General features: G+C 41.0%; 9 protein-coding genes. 4 read left to right on the top strand and 5 right to left on the bottom strand.

Translation table 11 applies throughout. The features are described from left to right. Positions 1-6: 6 nt before the first annotated feature. The 3 genes from F9B85_RS03400 (at position 7) to F9B85_RS03390 (ending at position 3,956) form a co-directional block, all read left to right on the top strand. A complete protein-coding gene (locus tag F9B85_RS03400) occupies positions 7-2,241 on the top strand; it encodes a tetratricopeptide repeat protein (protein WP_243138072.1) in 2,235 nt (744 codons plus the stop codon). 103 nt (positions 2,242-2,344) lie between these two features. Beyond that, positions 2,345-2,830: a hypothetical protein gene (locus F9B85_RS03395; protein WP_151618573.1), complete on the top strand. Its 486-nt coding sequence runs from the start codon at positions 2,345-2,347 to the stop codon at positions 2,828-2,830. An 88-nt stretch (positions 2,831-2,918) separates the two neighbouring features. Next, positions 2,919-3,956, top strand: a complete 1,038-nt coding sequence (locus tag F9B85_RS03390) for a copper amine oxidase N-terminal domain-containing protein (RefSeq protein WP_151618571.1) — start codon at positions 2,919-2,921, stop codon at positions 3,954-3,956. A 104-nt stretch (positions 3,957-4,060) separates the two neighbouring features. On the opposite strand, the gene F9B85_RS03385 is transcribed toward F9B85_RS03390, so the two are convergent. Then, positions 4,061-4,792 (bottom strand): hypothetical protein, encoded by a 732-nt coding sequence (locus F9B85_RS03385; RefSeq protein ID WP_151618569.1) that lies wholly within the window; start codon positions 4,790-4,792, stop codon positions 4,061-4,063. Positions 4,793-5,208: 416 nt separating this feature from the next. Here F9B85_RS03385 and F9B85_RS03380 point away from each other — a divergent pair, with 416 nt between their 5' ends. After that, complete coding sequence (locus F9B85_RS03380; protein ID WP_170270134.1) at positions 5,209-9,243, top strand: S-layer homology domain-containing protein; 4,035 nt, start codon at positions 5,209-5,211, stop codon at positions 9,241-9,243. 108 nt (positions 9,244-9,351) lie between these two features. Here F9B85_RS03380 and F9B85_RS14540 read toward each other — a convergent pair whose 3' ends face one another. The 4 genes from F9B85_RS14540 to F9B85_RS03360 are packed head-to-tail and all read right to left on the bottom strand — an operon-like array spanning position 9,352 to position 17,071. Continuing rightward, entirely contained in the window at positions 9,352-13,758 is a 4,407-nt protein-coding gene (locus tag F9B85_RS14540; RefSeq protein WP_207707028.1) for a coiled-coil domain-containing protein, read from the bottom strand. Continuing rightward, complete coding sequence (locus tag F9B85_RS03370) at positions 13,742-14,518, bottom strand: DUF6063 family protein (protein ID WP_151618565.1); 777 nt, start codon at positions 14,516-14,518, stop codon at positions 13,742-13,744. Before F9B85_RS03370 ends, F9B85_RS14540 begins: the two co-directional genes overlap by 17 nt. Next, positions 14,515-16,014 carry a hypothetical protein gene (locus F9B85_RS03365; RefSeq protein WP_151618563.1) on the bottom strand — a complete coding sequence of 500 codons (1,500 nt, stop codon included), beginning with the start codon at positions 16,012-16,014 and terminating at the stop codon, positions 14,515-14,517. The genes F9B85_RS03370 and F9B85_RS03365 overlap by 4 nt, the downstream gene beginning before the upstream one ends. Positions 16,015-16,057: 43 nt before the next feature. Further along, positions 16,058-17,071 (bottom strand): Wadjet anti-phage system protein JetD domain-containing protein, encoded by a 1,014-nt coding sequence (locus tag F9B85_RS03360; RefSeq protein WP_170270133.1) that lies wholly within the window; start codon positions 17,069-17,071, stop codon positions 16,058-16,060. Positions 17,072-17,486 lie beyond the last annotated feature (415 nt).

Below are 17,486 nucleotides of genomic sequence, written 5' to 3'. Positions count from 1 at the left end.
AAAAAAATGAAACCACACACCTTAGTATCTCTTTGCCTATCCATGTCACTTTTTCTAACTGCCACTCTTTGTCCTTTAACTGCTAGTAATGCTTATGCTTCAGAAAATAGAGAAGCACGGGCTCACTGTTATCTTGGAGATAGCCAGATCAAGCAAAAGCGTTACGAACAAGCTGAACGGGCTTTTCGTGATGCCTTAAAAAGTGATAAGAATGCCCCTTGTGCTCATCACGGATTGGGGCAGGCTTTGTTAGGTTTAAAGCGTTATGAAGAAGCTGAAAAGTCTTTGCGTCAGGCTATTTCACTTGCTCCTAGAGAAGCACTTTATTACGAAACTTTAGGATATCTGCAATACAAAACAGAACGCTTTGAAGAGTCTCTTGATACTTATAGTAAAGCTGTTGCTTATGGTGGTGGACCTCGTGCCCATGCTGGTTACGGGCAAGTCTTGATAGACAAAGAAGAAGGAAGCAAAGCTGAAACCATTTTGCGTAAAAGCATTCTGCAAAATCCTTATGGAGTAGAACCTTATCTTGTTCTTGGCCAATATTATCGACAAGAGCAACGCCTTGACGATGCTGATGAGCTTTACAAATATGCTTTGCGCCATGGCTTGAACGTACCTGAGATCCGCAAAGGGTTAGGGTTAATTTTTCTTGACCGAAATGAATACGATCTTGCTTTCTGGGAGTTTCATCAAGCTCAGACTATGAATCCGAATGATCCTGAAGCGGCTATGCTCTTAGGAAAGCTTTATGAGAAACAGAAAAAATACGTTGACGCCGCTCGATACTATATGGAGGCTGTTGCTAAGACTGCACCTGAAGACAGAGCTATGTCATACTTGAAGCTAGGTCGATCTCTTGCAGGTAATAAAGAAAATTCTCTAGCCTTACAATTTTTCCAAAAAGGTTCAGAGTTAAAGCCTCAATGGCCTGAGCCGCTTCTAGAAATTGCCTATATCTACGGTAAACAAAAAGCCTGGAGTGATGCAGAAAAAGCTTTGCAAAAGGCGCTAACTTTAGTACCTCAGAACTCTGCGCAGTTAGAAGAATTAACAAAAGCAGGCTTAGAAGTGTCTGATGAAGCTTTTTATAAATATGCTCTTGCCTTACTATATTTTGATCAAAAGCGTTATGATGAAGCGATTGAGCCTTTAGAGCAAGCTATAGCTAGAAAGCCTCAAAATGCTGAGTTCTTAACAGCTCTTGGCCATGTTTATTATGAAAAGAGACATACTTATCGCGCAGAAGAATATTACCTCAAAGCTTTACAGGCAAAAAGTAACTACAAAAGTGCGCTCTTAGGGTTAGCTCAAGTGCAACGTGATGAGGGGCGCTATGAAGAAGCTAGAGATACTTTTTGGAGAGTTCATCAGCTAGACTCTAACAGTGTTGATGGCCTTGTAGGTTTAGGTGATGTAAACTTTTTGCAAAATCGTATGAGTGAAGCAAGACGTTACTACGATTTAGCAATGGTACAAAATCAAAGCGATCCACGTGCTCATATGGGACTTGGCTTTATACTGCAAAAACAAGGTGAAGCTACGCAAGCTGAACAAAAGTTCAAATATGCGAAAAGGCTTGATCCAGATGTAGTTTCTTTGCTTGATCGAGTTAAATTACCACAAGCTCATATGGCTTTGCGACCAGCAGAAGGGCCAGCGCCTCTGGCTGTAACCCTTGATGGTCGTTCTTCTACCGATAGTGCCAAAGAAAAAGATGGACTTACCTCTTATGCTTGGTATGTAGATGGGCAAAAGATTGGAGATGGATCGCAAGTACGCTATACTTTTGAACAGCCTGGAATCTATGAGCTTTCTTTGATTGTAGAAGAAGCTAGTGGAGCTAAAAGTAAGGCGACGCAAAAGGTAACTGTAGGTAGTGGAATTGCTTTAACTTATCAAGGGCAGGCTGTGAAAATTGATCCTGCTTATGGGCAAATGCGCTTAGAGCAAAATCGAGTGCTCGTTCCTATGCGTTTTATATTTGAGCTATTGGGAGCTGAACTAAGCTGGGATGAGCAAAGTCGTCAAGCAACAGCGGTGAAAGAGAGTCGTGTTGTGCAATTAGCAGTCGGTTCTACTACCGTTTCTGTAAACGGTGAAAGTCGTCAAATTGATGTACCAGCTCAAATCGATGCTCAAAGTGGTCGTTTGTTAATCCCTCTTCGTTTTGTTGCCGAAGGACTAGGTGCTAAGGTGAATTATGATGCTACTTCTGGTACAGTGCATATTGAATAGAAAAGGAAAATGTAACCTTTGCACAGTGCGAAAAGGTTTAGTACAATAGAGGCTGTGCACGAAAAAAGCATTATTTTATAGTTTTTTTGTAGTGAGGAAAGGAATGACATTAGAGATGATGAAAAGCAAAGCAGGCAAAATGGCTGGAATGCTTGTTGTCGCCACCATTACTGTTTCTTTGCTAGCCGGCTGTGGTAAGTCTTCCCAAAATGAAGTTGCCACCGTTACTATTCCTGCAGAACAAATTAATACCTTGTCGAAGCAGGAATCTTATACGGTAGAACCTTTTAAAGTGACTGTAGGCGGTTACAATGCTGAAACAAAAAGTACTCCTTTTGAAATTATTAATGCTACCGATGATGTTATTTCTGATGTAGCAATTGTTGTTCTCAGTAATGATCCTTCCATCAAATTAACTACCGATGATGATTCTATCGGTCTAACTGAAGATGGTCTGGGAGCTGTCGTTGGTTACCTTGGCCCTAAGCGTAATCGTATACTTGCAGTAGAGAATGTACCAAAAGATCAATTTGAGCTTTATCTTTTCTATGGAGAAGATAAGACACAATTGCGTATTTACCCTGAGTAAATCATAAAAAAAGTTAGTAGCATCAATGACCATGCCCGTGCAGGATAGACCTGTCACGGGCATCTCTTTAATAAGGATGGTGTTTTAGGTGTTTTTTTATGGAAAAGGTTCTTTTGTAGTAGCAATTTCTTGTTTCTTTCTTTTTTCTTCTATGTTCATACAACCTATTCTCATACAACCTATCTGGGCGGAAGAAGCAAAAGTAGTAACTAGTGACTTTGCTTCTTCCTATGGAGATATACCTGTTGTCTATATTGGTCACAATCAACAGCAAGCTCGTGATATCACACTTACAGAAGTAGTACCGGAATCGTTAATGGCTCGTGAAAGTCACAATGAACTTCGTCTTTACTTACCTTTAGGTATATCTTTTGAGGAGATACCGAGCTTCAAAATTGTTGAAGGTGATGCTCTGATTTCTGCAGGCTCTGTTACTACTCGTTACGATAGGACTGGTTTTCATTATGCTTCTGCAACAATAGTATCTTCATCGAGTAGTCCTACAAGAATTCTCATTTCCAATATAAATCTACGAGTTAGTCGTTCTGTTCCTTCTGGTGATGTAGTTGTTAAGATAAAAGGTACTGCTCTTAATGAGACAACTGGTTTTGCCAATGATACAGTAGAAGAAGTCGTTATTGCTTCGGCACAATTACCTGATAAGTGGGCCTTTTCTCCTTACTTAGGAGACAGACAGTCGGAGAAAGAATATCTCTTTCCTACATATAGTCGACCTGAAGTGCTTCATTTTACGGTAGGTGAAGAGACTTACTGGGTAGAGGATGAGCAAAGAGAAATGGACGTAGTTCCTTATATAGAAGGTGAACATCTCTATCTACCTTTGCGATTTCTCTTAGAAGGAATAGGCTTGTCCGATGAAGATATTCTTTGGGATGGCAACAGTGAGACATTGACTATTTTTTCTGGTCTTACTTTTATACAACTTACTGTAGGTGATAGTAGTTTGCGACAAAATGGTCTTGTTGTAGATACTATGGAAGCTCCTTTAGTATTAAGTGAATCAGGCCGTTTAATGGTCCCTCTTCGAGCTGTTGCAGAGAGGCTGGGCTACGAAGTAAGCTGGGATGGAGGAACAGGGCAAGCCCATCTTCGAAAGGGAAAATGATAAAGGGAGGCATCAACATGGGATTGACCCTGTTGATGCCTCCGCTTTTTTTAATTATGAACTTAATATAGAGAGGTAAAGTAGGTTACGCTGATTATGACAGATTAAGGCAGATCTTTCAAAAGACTTTGCTGGAGATTGGATGCATAGTAGTTACGAATCTTGGCAAAAGCGTCCTGATAAACTTGGGCTTGAGCCATCATTTTATCAAGTGCAACACGATTGGCTTCAGGCTGGAAGTTTTCAGGTGAGCCGTTGCCTTGACTAGTGCGATCATAACGTGTAGTAAAGCCATAGGCAGAATCTTGTCTTGTGTAAACAGTGCCTATAGTAGCATCAGTATTTACGTTTTGAGTCTTCTGCCATTCATTGTTAGGGATAAAAGTTTGCCAAACTAGTTCTCCACCAGCTCCGTAGTCATAACGCATGATATTTCCGCAAGATAATGCTTTAAATTCACTCGCATGAACGTCTGTACTACGAGAACCTTTGTCTGAAGGTGCTGTTAATTTGTAGCGCTCATGACCTGTATCGGGGAGAAGTTGAGGGTTAAGGAGGCTCTGGCGATAAGCGTTATCGGCACTCCAGTTTTCGCGCTTCCAGGGATCTGCTGGTGCTGTAGCTTGGTGCATGTGGCCTTGTTTTCCTTGTTCTATCGTTTTTTCGTTTAGTACTTGTGAGAAGCTTGGTGAATTATTAGTACCTACATCTGTAGATGTAGCAGATGAGTGCATAGTAGCGGAAGTAGTATAGGAATTAGAAGAAGCAGAAGAAGTAGTAGACGTTGTAGAAGTTGATTCTGAGGAAATATTTTTATGTAAAGTTACCAATGACACAGAAACACCACCTTAAAGTGAAGTTCTAATTATATTGTCTTTGTCTTTTCTTATATTATCTCTTGTATTACTAGAATCGTAAACCCCCTTTTTTTGGATTATTTATGATTATGCCAAAGAAGGATAAGCTTTAGCGAAAAAATGAAAAAACAACTACTTTCGACATCTTTTGACATTAAATTCTTTTAGCTTGTCGTATAATCCATTAGTGAGTAACATATTGGATCTCTATGGATCTCTATGATGGTGTTGTATTTTACTAAGGGAGGGGTGCGTTTTTGTAGATATATACATTGTGCTCAGTTGAGATACTAAAAAATTTAATCCCCGATTAAACTAATGACCTCGGGCTTCGTGCACCTGAAGTAGGCGAGATAATAGAAAGGAAGAGTTTAACGAGAATGTCTTATTGTTCGATGAAACGAAATAGGGCTAGGAAGAGCATTTCTTTTTTTCTTGTTTTTGTATTGATTTTTACTTTGTTTGTACCTATTGGAGCAGTTGCGGCAGAAGAAAACAATGAATTATTATTACCAGCTTCTAATGATGTAAAGAATAGCACATCTCTCTTTAGTGATCTGACAGAAGATGAGCGTTATAGTCTTTTTGTTAACTATCTTTACCATCGTGGCCTGTTAAATGGTTTCCCAGATGGGACTTTTCGACCTGAGGAAGGTTTTACAAGAGCTCAAGCCGCCCATATTATTGCAAGATCAGCAGGTTTACCTCTCATATCTTCTGCAAGCCTTCCTTTTTCTGATCTTTACGCTGACCATTGGGCTTATTCAGCTATTGCAACGGCTTATGAGCATGGTTTACTCCAAGGGTTTGAAGACGGTACTTTTCGTCCTGACGATCCGCTAACTCGTGCGCAGGCGCTGGCTCTGATCCTTAGATTGGAAGAAGAAAGCTATATAGAAGATGAAGATCTTCCTAGTCTACTATATAATGATATCTCCCCAGAACATTGGGCTAAAAAGGATCTAGCCATTGCTTTAGAAGCAGGACTTTTGCGTAAGCCCCATAAAGATGAAGGCTTAGAGCCCGAAAAGCCTTTTAGTCGCATAGAGTTGAGTCGCGCTTTATCTATGGTAATGACAAAAGGACCAACCGTATCTACTGCTCCACTTGCACTTACTCTGGAAGTGACAGAGGGGACAGCAAAAATTGTTAGAGCAAATGGGGTAAGCCAAGAGACATCTGGAAAAGCAACCTTGCGCTTTGGCGATACTATACATATGGATGGCCGTGGTGAGATCAATTTTGATGATGGATCTGGCCTATTATTATTGCCTGGTAGTGTACTTGTCCTTAAAGAAGGCAAAGGGCGTTCTTATATTAAGCAAAATGGAGAGCCTGGGACGGCTGTAGAATGGTTACATATTGAAGTTCCACAGGGCTCTGTATTCGGTGTTATTGCTTCTTATTACTTCCTTGAGCAACTTTATCCTAGCCTAGGTTCTAGTGATTTAGCTAAGTTGACTCAAGAAAAAATGGCTCAAGAAAAACCTTTTCACGCTGTTCTCTCTCAAACAGTTTCTGCAGATGCTGTGGCTAAAAGCTCAGTGGAATTAGTTGGTGATTTTGCAGGTCAAGAAATTGAGCTTACGTTAATTGCAGAAAACATAGGTTCGCAAGTGCTTGATGAAGTAACTTCAGCTCAAGATAGATTGCGTTCTGGAGATGAAAACAACAAAGCATCTTGGTGGCAAAAGCTTAAGCAGAAGAGGACGCGAGTTCAAGTAGATACGCCTTGGAGTGTAGCCGCTGTTCAAGGAACTTGGTGGCAAACAGCTATTGATTCAGTAGATTCTGGAACAGTTAGCGTTCTATATGGGGAAGTCTTGCTTTCATCGAACCGTGGAGTTGACGTTATTTATTCTGAACAGGAAGTTAATAAACAAGAAGCCCAGTCTCCCCTTGCACCAGCTCCTTTTTCTGATGAAACATTATTAGCTTGGGATGGTGTGCGTAGCTGGTTAGATACTCGCTTAGAAGCAATCATAGACAATATGCCTGATACAAGAGCTATTGAGCCGGAGCAAGATATTAAGCAAGAAGTTTTTCAAGATGCTTATCGAGAAATAGTACAAAAAATTATTGATTCTTATGCTGAAAATGTAGCTGTTTTGGCACAGGAGCAAAAAGATAATGATTTACAGATAACACCAACTACACCTAGAAGTGGAGGTGGTCGTTCTAACCCACCTAACACAAATAACCCAACTAATCCTGTAGATAATGGTGTTAATCCTGTCAACCCCGGACCAGATAATAGCTATCGTTTTAATGAGCCTTTTACAGTAAAGGCTACCTTATATGACTCGACGAACCGACCTTTAGCCAACAAAAGCTTGCACCTTGAATTTGTACAAGGTTACAACAGTACTGTCCTAGATGAGACTACTTTGAGGACCGATTCTTTAGGTCGTGTGAGTTGGACTATACGTCCACAACTAGACCTATCGGAAAGTTACCGTGTACAGGCCACTTTTGAAGGTGACGGAAATTACTATTTCAGTGAAGCTAGTAGAAGTGTAGACTTTCAGTGGCCTCATAATTATCGTCCCTATTACAAAGTTGATATAAATGCAAATCTTTCTGTGTCTGAAGCTGTGTACACAGAAAAGGTAATAGCAACAGTTGAAACTACTTATCAAGATTATAATTATGAGCGTGAGGCCGTTAGTGGCTATGCACCTTATCAGGATGTCTATGTAGGTCTTTATCACCGTTACACGGAAAATCCTGTATTTGAAGTAGTGGGCAATGTGAACAAAGCTGTTAGTGCTACTTTAACTACCGATCAGGATGGTAAAGCACAATGGGAGCTTCCTTCGCTTCCCATTGGCGAATACGAGTTAGTTTTTACTCCAAGAAGCTATGTTGGAGAATTTGTAGAGGAAAGAGAATACCTCTCTATTGTCGGCAACAGTCGTTTCCGTATAGAAAATGAAGAATTCCTATATGGAAGCATTACATCTAATCCTTCTGATAAATTTCAACTTTCAGGTATATTAGAGTATTACAACGGATCTTCATGGCAGGCCATTCGCAATAGTGACGTTTCGATTACAGTTGATAGGTGGCCCAAGCAAGGAGAGCAAAACTCATCAGAAAGATTTTCCGAAACTTTAACTACTAGTAATGAAGGCCGCTTCTCCTATGAATTAGATTTGGCTAGTGTAGCAAACCTTAGTTCAAACATATTCTATGTTCATTATATCTACAGCGGTGACAACAGCTATGAAGGTGTCGATGTAACAGAAGCTGTGACATATCGACCTCTTTACGTTGGTTACAATTATATTAAGCAAACTGACAGCGAGATTGTGCATGCGAGTGAAGCTGGAGCGCCTTTGGCTCTTTACTTTACTTGGCAAGTAAAAGATGCACAAGGTGAAAGTCCCGTAGTGAATGGGGAAATTAGATATGCTATTAGAGATGATAATACTTCTGAACCTTATGAACGGTTTACTATATATAGCGATCTAGAAGGTAACTTTTCCATTCCTATTCCAGAACAACCTGGCCGATATTACGTTAATTTGGAACCTGTAAGACCTGGTAATAATTTCATGGAACCTACAATTGAGGTTGGATTAAATAACGATATGTATGTTAGAAATAACTTCCATGTTAATAATGGGACTGTAGATCTTTATATAAATAATTACATCCTTGGCTCTAATAGCATATCGGCATGGTTATATTATCATGAATCATCACGTTATGATTACGCACCACTAACTGGTCAAGAAGTAATCTTTATGTTGGAACAGCCAGATCAATCTTGGGTAGAAATAGGTAAGGCTACTACGACTTCTTCTGGTGAGGCTAAGCTTGTTATTACTGAAGAATTAATAAATACGCACCAGTTAGATCGGAACAGACCTTATAATCTAGAGGCTCTATTCATAGGAAATAATAGATATGCCTCTTCATTCGATGAATTAAATAATCTGAGATTTAGCAATACCTATATCACTATTGAGCCCATTCGAATTGTGATAGGTACTGGCGACAGTGGTAGTGAAGAAACTGGTGACAGTGGTGGTGAAGAAACTAATGACAGTGGTAGTGGCGGAATCGGTGATAGTAATACAGCAAGAGGAAGCATCAATATTATTAGTGTAACGCCTGATGTTGCTACTGCCGGGGAGAACACTAGTTTCCAAGTAGAAATAGCATATTCTTTTGAAGGAATGGAGAGAGCCTCGCTCAATGTAGGTTTTAATACGACTAATCTAAACACTTATAGAATGTTTGGCTCCTTTAAAACAAGTGAAAAGAGTGGATTTCACACTTTTGATGTTACAGATATACCTGTAAAGGACTGGGGCGATGAAGGTTCATTCCAAGTATATGTAAATATCTTAGAAGATATTGTTACTGATTACTGGACTGTTATAGCTTTTGATAAAGGTGATATTAATGTGACTTCGCCTTAGTAGCCACAAAGGAATCAGAGGAATCAAACACGGAGGGACGGTTCTTTCGTGTCGCAAAACGACACAGAAGAACCGTCCCTCTGATCTCGAATCGTAAACCCCCTTTTTTCACAGCAACAACTCAATCTGCTCTTCAGCTTTAGTACCTAATCTCTGCAAAGAGTCTGGGGCGTGGTCTTGGAAGTAGGCATGGCGGATTGATTTTTCTGTTGTCATAATTGCTGTCTGTTCATTCAGGCTTGGGCGCAGTCGACAGCTGTAGATGATGGGGAAGTAGTCTCGCAGGAATTTTCCTTCTGCTAGCGCTGTTAGTGCGATGATCTGATAGCCTAGTTTTTCAGAGATATAGAAAACAGGCTCTAAGACATGGTCGCTGGAGGCTTGTCCGAAAGGGTTGTCGAGAAGAACGACGCGATCTTTTCTTTTCTGGCCTTTCTTATCGGCTAGGTAACTTTGGATGCCAAAGAAAAGGGCCATGTTTTTGCTCCATCGTTCTCCACCTGACCAGGAGTTAGAGGTAGACCAGTCAACTGGGTAGGGGTTAATCTTTTTGTCATTGGAGACTTTGCGAACTTTTACTTGGAAGGTTTTTGAAGTGATTTGTCTAAACAAGTGGGACGGGTTAAGCCACTTTTCTATGGCTCGGCGCACTTTGCCTGTATCTTCTAGGCCTTCTTCGTTGATAAATTCTTCTGTCGCTAGGCGCTCTGTCATCATGTCTAATTGTTGATAGAGTTTTCTTTTGCCTTCTGTTTCTTCCCAGGTAGGCGGTTGAATGGTGTAGATGGCTTTATAAGTGTCCTCTACTTTGACCGATGTGTATTTGCCTATTTCCGCGATTTCATCACATAGTGTGACGAGGTAAATGTGTAATTGGTTGACAAAATGCTTTACATCTTCATTGAATTCTTTGAGCTGATTCTCGGCAACTTTGATGGCCAAAGCTATCTGCTTTTTCATCTGCCCTGCCCATTCCATCATATCGCTATAGCTTTGCTTTTCCTCTATGATTCGCAAAGCGTTTTGTCGCATCTTCTCTGATTTTTTTATTTCTCTGTTGCAAAAGAGCTCAAATTCGTTGCGAATTTGCTTTACTTTCTCTTTTTGTAGCTGTAGCTGTTGATGCTCTTTTTCTAATTGCCTTAAGACTTGCTTAATTAATTTATCAGGCTGATAGGGAAAATCTCTTTGGTCCTCAGCTGTCAGAGCTTTGTCAGGAACTGTGTCTATTAAAAAATCGAACTTGCCGTTGCGCGTTTCTAACTCGAGGATTAGCTTTTCTATGGTCTCACAAGCTTGATGGTTTTGTGATGTTGATTCATCTAAGTGAGCTTTTTCTTTGCGCAAAGCTTTTGCTTCTCTAGTCAGACTTTGTGCAACTTCATCTAAAGGCGCTGTAAAAAGATGGACCTCTTTGCTGTATTCCTGCTCATAATCCTTAAGGGCTTGCAGGACTTGACCTTTTGCGCTTGCTAAAGTATGGCCAGCTGTTTCTTTTTGCTGATTGGCCCGCTCTACTAGAGGTTCAAGGGCTTCTAATTCTTCTTTGTACTTTTTCAAAAGTAAGACGCCATCGTAAGGGAAGCGAGCTTCTCTAGGCATAGTTACTTTATAGGCAAGTAAGCGATTTTTATAGTCCTTAATCTCATTAGTTAGCTCTGCGATGCGCTTTTCGATAGATGTTTTTGCATAGTCTACTTTGTAAAGCTCTTCAAGGAGATGGTGTCGTTGGGAGCGCAAGATTTGCTCTTCTTCACGAGCTCTTAAGAGGGGCTGTTTTTTTACGATTTGATAAAGTTCTTCACCTTCAATTTTAGAGCGTTGTTCTTGGTATGCTTGTCGTTCTTTTTCAACTTTTTCGATGTGGAGCTTCAACTTGAATAATGACTTATCTATTTCTGCTTCCTGTAAGATTAGCTCTCTAAGTTCTGCTTGAGAGCTCTGGAACTGTTGCTGTAATGCTAGGAGTGTTTTTTCGCTTTCTTGCCACTGTAGAGCTAATTCGATCTTGTTAGTTAAGTGATTCTGCTGAAATTGTAAGTTCTTTTCCTGAATATCGAGATTTTTTAGGTCTTTTTCAATTTCTTCTAAAGACTTTTCTAGCTTTTCGATTTCCTGCTGAAGTTCTTTAGTTCTTTCTTGTAAGTGTAGGGCTTCTTGACGATAGCTGTTATAAGTAGAGGCAGGATAGCGCTCTAAAAAGAGATGCATTTTTTCGATGACTTTATTTAATTCATAGAAACTAGTCTCTTTTTCTTCTCGCTTTTGCTGAACTTGTTGAGCTTCTTCGCTCAGTTTTGCTTGCCACGCTGTAAAGCCTTGCTCTGTAATGGCTGAAGACCAAAAAGGTGGCAATAATGCTGTGCCTACTAGCTCTTGTGTTGTCATTTCTGCAATTTGTCGGGCTTCTTCAGGTGTGAAAATTAGCAAAGGAGCGCTGAACAGGTCGCGCTGTTTTTGCAAGCGCCCTTTGATGTTTTCTAAATTTTGCCGTTGTGCGATGATGACGTGAGGCCAAAAGGGAAAGCGCTTTAGGAGGTCTTCGGCTTGTTCTTGCTTTTGCTCCATCAGGCGTCTTAAAAAAGTTGTCCCTAATTCGGCAGTGCCATCTAATCGATCTACCAATTGAACGAGAGCAGGTTCGGCCGCAAAAGTGTGGCTTTCTTGGTACATATCATAGAGGCGCAAGGCTAAGCGTTCTTCTTGTTGGGCTTTTTCCAAAGCTTTTCTCCGTTGTTGTCGTTCGTTTTCTAAGATAGCTTCTGCTTTTGCTTGGTCTAGGTATAAGCTTTGGACTGTTCTTAAGCCAGGAAAAGAGCTGAGGAGATGGATTAGTTCCTTTTCTTCCCTTTGAGCATGGTTAAGCCAGATATTTTTTTCTGTAAGATCTTGTTGGACCTTTATCTGTTCATTACGTAAAGAGCTCAGATGCTGGTGCTTTTTCGGCTTCTCATCGAGCCTGATTTGCTTGGCTTTTTGCACTTCTATGAGTTCTTCTTGGATTTCGATTGTTTTTTGTCGCCAATGGGGCAGTTCTGTGGAGACTTTTTGCTTGGCTGGATTTTCCAAGATCCGTCGCGCTATAGTATCCATTACTTTTTCTTGGGCTTTGATCTGCTCCTCTAGACGAGCTCCCCGAAGCTCTTCATTATGTATTTTCTTTTGCCATAGTTCTTTTTGTTTCTTGGCTTCTCTTTCTTCTGCTTTGTATTGGTGAAGCTCTTGAGCTAGAAGTTCTATGGTCTTGTTAAAAGCTTGAATTTTTTCTTCATAATAAGTGCGCAGTTGGCCTTCGACTTGAGATAGTTGTACTTTGATTTCTTCAGCTTCTTTTTTTGTTTCTAAGTTACTCAGTTTTTCTGCTTCTCTAGCGAGCTGTGCTTCTTTGGTCTCTAAAGCTGATTTGTCTCGCAAATACTCTAAGTGGCTTACTTCTTTTTTCAAATGGTCAAAATCATCTTTGGCTTGATTGTATAGAGCTTTTTTCTTGTCGTATTCTTTTTGGGCTTCTTCTTCCTTAGCTTGTAGCTTGGCTACTTTGAGCGATGCTTCGTGCTCTTTATGTAAGTTGAAAGCTTCTTGCCAGGCTAGAAATTGCCCTTTCAGACTTTCTCTATCTTTTTCTAGGCTTTGCAAATGAGCTTGGGCAGAATGGTAGAAGCTTTTGGCTTGTATTTTTAACTTGTCTGTTTTTTTCGTTGCTTCATCTAGGGCGGCAAAGTAGGACATCATGTCAATAATGGCTTGCTCTACTTTCTGACTTTCGGCGATTTGTTCGCTAAACTGCTTGTGTTTCTTAAAGTGCATGCGTTTTTCTTCAAAAAGTTGAGCAAAATCGACAGTTTCGTCGCTTCCTTGCAAGGTTCGCTGTACCGTTGGAATGAGAAGTTTGTTGACGAGATCGTTAGTTGTTGAGCATTGTTTGAAAAAGGCTTCTACGTCACCTTCGCCACTATTGATTAAAGCCATAGATTCCCATTCGTAGTTACTTAGTTTGAACTCTTCTTCAAGGTGCTGTTGGTATTCTGTAATGCTGTCAAAATAGTGAGCATTCATCACTTGGTTAGAACGCTCTTGGTAGTAATCTTTCATCTCCGCCGCTGTAGCCGGCCGCCGTCCTGTCGATGTCTTAATGGTAAAAGGTAACAAATCTAAAGCATGATTGTCATTAGGGCCATACCGGTAGGTGAACTTGTGGGAACTCAAGCGATTATTACTCATAAATAAAGTGACTGCCGTTAGTCCGTACTGGCGAGGGCGGTCGTTGAGTATCCATTCGATGGCTATATGGGCTGAATTCGTTAGTGCTAAGGTGTTACGGATTTTGCGGTTACCTAGATCAGCATGGGGCAAAAGAGCTTGTAGAGCTGTTTGGATAAAAACTGTTTTGCCGCCGCCGTTTTCTAAAACGATAGCACCTGTATGTCCATCAAAATGGAATATTTCGTCGTTATATCTTTTTTGACCATTTTCGTAGATTACGTTAGCAAAGCGAATTTTAGCGATTGAAGGCATTGGTTGCTCCTTCCTGCTCTGGAGGGTCTGTTTTTTTGCCATCGTATTGGAACATAAACTTTAGTATGTTGCGGTTATGATCTAAGTCCATAAAGTATTTTTGTACAATGACTTGGCTTTTTTCTGTTAGTTCGTATTCCTCTTCGCCGATTTGTTTTACGATTTTTTCATCAATCATAAATTGTAGGACTTTGTCGAGAAAGCTGAAGTGGCTGATGGTTTTACCTTTTTGCTTCAGGGCGCTTTCTTTGATGTCGTTGATGGCATCCCACTTTTCTATAATTGGTAGCCAGTTGTACTGCATTTCTTGTCCGTAGCGGAGCAGTTCTGCTTCTCCTTGTTGTCTCAGTGTTTCTATTCGTTCGTTGATTTGCTGAAGCCAAGCTTCTGTGGTGAGAAAGTCTCGTTGTACGGCGGTGCTTTGAAAGTTGTTGTAAAATTGTCCGATAAAGACGAGGATGGAAAAGTACATCATATAGAGGTCAATGTTAGTCGCTTGTGCGCCTAAGTATTTGCGAATACTTTCATTTTTCAAATGAAAAGAAGAGACTTTGCTTTGAGGGACTAAGTGTAGTTCTTCACCGGCGCGGAGGACGACGCAGTCTACTTCTTGAGCAAATTGTTCTAGTAGACTTTGTACTTCTTCATTGTGAATGTAGCTATGGATTGCTTCGCCCGACAAGACGGAATCTTCAGCTAAGCGAGCATAAAGACGAAAGGCTTGAAGGACATCCTGCGACGAGTAGGAGCGATAGTTCATAAGTTAATTCTCCTTCGTTCTAGGCGCATATTCTGGATGCTGTAACGTTCTGTTACTTGCAGTTTTTCGGGGCATTCGGTGACAATAATTTCTTCGCCTTCTATTAGGGCGAGGGCACTATCAAAAAGGTGTTCTTCTTTGTCTTGCTGTGCTGTCAAGGGGGAGCGTTGGTGAAGTAAGAGCCAGAAGTCGTAAAAAGAGCGGTGCTCTAGCAGGGCTGTTGGTAGATGATTGATGAGTTCTTTTAACTCAAAGCTACTTTTATTACCTATGACAGCGAGAATTTGTTCCATTATAAGCTTGAAGTTGTGGGCTTGTCTTTTGAGATGCTCTTTTTGTGCTTTTTCTGCATCCGGATCTGCTTCGGGGTAGACTTGCGGCTCTGCTTCTTCACCCGATTTGTAGAGCCGTTGTTCGGCAAAAAGCGAAAAAAGAGACCAGTTTTGTTGTTGATGAGGTCTCAAAAAAGGCGCTAGTAGCCCTTTCGTTGCTAGGGGGGGTAGGGGAGAAGAAACGATACGGCCGTTAATGTCTTGGTCAAAATTAAAGTACTGCATGCCCATGCTATAGAGTGCTTGTCGCGCTGATTCGAGAGTTGTGCTTTTCAGTTGGAGAAGCTCCCGTAGGAGGAGGCGGTGGAGGCTGTGGACGTCGCTTAATTCTAGGGTGACTTTATTAATTTGCTTATAAGCTTGTTCATCTTTTTCGCTTTGGTTATGTAACTCTATTTTTTTCTTAGTGTCGAGGGCAAAAGCGTAAAGTTCTTGAAATTCTTCATCTTCTCGCTCTAGCCGATCGTAAGTGTCTTGAAGTGTTTCTTCGTATTTTTTATATATTTCTTCGGAGATGATGTTACGTTTTACTTCTTTGCTCACTCTTTCGATTTCTTCGCGTAAGGCTTCGACGGAGACGCGCATTTCGTTAATTTCATGAAGAGCGTTGGCAAATTCGCCTTTTTCTAAGCGTTTGCGCACTAGTAGCTGATTGATGGAAATGCGAAATTCACTGAAAAATTCTTTGGTGGCAAAAACGAGCTCTAGTCCTGCTGGTGCTAAAGTGAAGTATTGGCGGTTTGCTTTTTTGTCGTATTTCTCCGCTTTTAGAATGGTAAAGCGATAGTTTTCCTCTAGGCCTTTTTCCCAATTGAAAAAACGCTCTTCGTGGCTTAGGCCGCGAGAGTCGCGAAAGCTTTCGATGATGTTGTGGGCTATGTCGTGATAACTTTCTAAAGGTGCTTGTGTTTTGGAGTTAGTTACTTGAAAAAGGTATTGGGCCAATTCTTTAGCGCCTTGCTTGGATCTTCTTCTCAGCATGCTTTCAAAAAAGAAGAGCAAGGTGAGTAGGCCAAGACCAAACCAGTCTAATGAACTATCTTCAGTTGATTCGCCAAAAGGGCCTTTGCGCTTGCTTTTTAATTGAAAAAGAGGCATGAAGATAGCTAGCCTTTTATAGCGTTCGCCGTAGCCACGTAAGGCATCATGGGTAAGTTCGTCCATGCTTACTCCTTTTTACTTTTTACTATATGAATATTTTTGGTTGCTACAAACGCTCCCAGAAAGGATTCATCCAGAGTTGGTGCAGTTTTTTGGTAGATAATGCTTCTTGTGGTAGATAGTAGCCTTTTTGAAGCAAGGTCGAAGTATTTTTTCCTTTCTTTTCAGGGAAGTGTTCCAGAAAAGCTTGTACTGCTTTTTCTTCTCGCCGCTGTGCTTCTTTGCCTTTTGTTGCTTCTTCGTCTAAAAGGGCTTCGTAAAAGTTTAGAGCTGGTTGTGCTGGGCGTCGTTGTTGGAGTAGATACCAGATATATATTCCTTCGTAATCAAGGTCGCCAAAGTAGTACAGATGGTGTTGGTACTCAGGAGATGGTAAGTTTAGCTGACTTTCTAGGTGAGAGATGGAAGAGAGGATAGCTTTGCCGGCACCGTAGATCAAGGTTGTAAAGACTGTTGCTGTTAAGAAGGGTGCTAAAGCGCTGTATGTCCCTTTGTTCTCTACAATTAAGTGGAGGTGTTTCTGGCTAGTAAGCTTTCGCGGATTGATTGAGAACATGAGGGGATCGGCTTGGCCGGCTATTTTGAAGGCCTCATATAGTTGAAGGCGTTCGAGGAAGCTTTTGCCACCGCCTTGGCTGATCCATTTCTCGTCACCTAGGAGGGCAAAAGAGCGTTCTGCTGGTGAAGTTTCTTCCTTTGGAAAGCCCTGTTCTTTCAGGTAACTGTCTATTTTGTGAAGCCAGGGCTTCTCTTTGCGCCACGTTGTTTCGGGTAGAGAGAAGTAGCCGTCTAATTGTAGGGCTGGGTGAAGTTGTAGTTGTAAGGTGCGGATCTCTTCATGATAAGACTTGCCTAGGTGTTGCTTCTTGATAGAATAAGCATTGTGCAATTCGGGAGAGCGCTGATTAGTGCCTTGAGCAGAGACAGGGTCAAGGATTTTATCGGTTACTAACTGCAAGATGCTCTGTGCGAATTCGTCGTATTTTGTCATACCAGGTACTAGAGCTTCTAGATCTGATGTAAGTACTCTTTTTTTCTTGGACTTTTTAAGGTATTGCAAGATGAGTTCCCTAAGGGAACAGGGGGAGCACGGAGGGACGGTTCTTCTGTGCAGTTTTACATTTCCCATAATCCCACCCTTTTCGATAGCAGATAGTCAAATTATATCATTTTTTGGAATTATGAAATACTTTTTGAGGGATACAGGCATCTTTTTTAGCCTATAACTTCAAAAGGGCTGTGCATATGCTTGGGGTTGAAGAAATGTTACAAATGTTAAGAGCAAAAAGAGAACTGGTGCTTATATAGACACTAGTTCTCTTCGTTTTATTTATGATATTGAAGCAGAATTAAGCTGAAATGGGAGCGATGAAGTCAAAAAGTTAGGCTAATTATCGCGCTGTCTGACGCCCTCTTGGCATGCCTCTCGGCATGTGGCTTTCTTTATGCCAAACGAAACGTCCCCCTGGCTTCTT

Origin of the sequence: Heliorestis acidaminivorans (assembly GCF_008933955.1) — a bacterium.
GTDB lineage: Bacteria > Bacillota > Desulfitobacteriia > Heliobacteriales > Heliobacteriaceae > Heliorestis > Heliorestis acidaminivorans.
Note: the sequence above shows the minus strand (reverse complement) of the source record. Positions and strands in the feature narration are given on the sequence as shown.

What these genes read in the sequence shown, in the direction of transcription:
- F9B85_RS03365 (WP_151618563.1), bottom strand. Translation starts at nt 16,014, where the DNA reads ATGGACGAACTTACCCATGATGCCTTACGTGGCTACGGCGAACGCTAT.
- F9B85_RS03395 (WP_151618573.1), top strand. Translation starts at nt 2,345, where the DNA reads ATGACATTAGAGATGATGAAAAGCAAAGCAGGCAAAATGGCTGGAATG.
- F9B85_RS03400 (WP_243138072.1), top strand. Translation starts at nt 7, where the DNA reads ATGAAACCACACACCTTAGTATCTCTTTGCCTATCCATGTCACTTTTT.
- F9B85_RS14540 (WP_207707028.1), bottom strand. Translation starts at nt 13,758, where the DNA reads ATGCCTTCAATCGCTAAAATTCGCTTTGCTAACGTAATCTACGAAAAT.
- F9B85_RS03370 (WP_151618565.1), bottom strand. Translation starts at nt 14,518, where the DNA reads ATGAACTATCGCTCCTACTCGTCGCAGGATGTCCTTCAAGCCTTTCGT.
- F9B85_RS03380 (WP_170270134.1), top strand. Translation starts at nt 5,209, where the DNA reads ATGAAACGAAATAGGGCTAGGAAGAGCATTTCTTTTTTTCTTGTTTTT.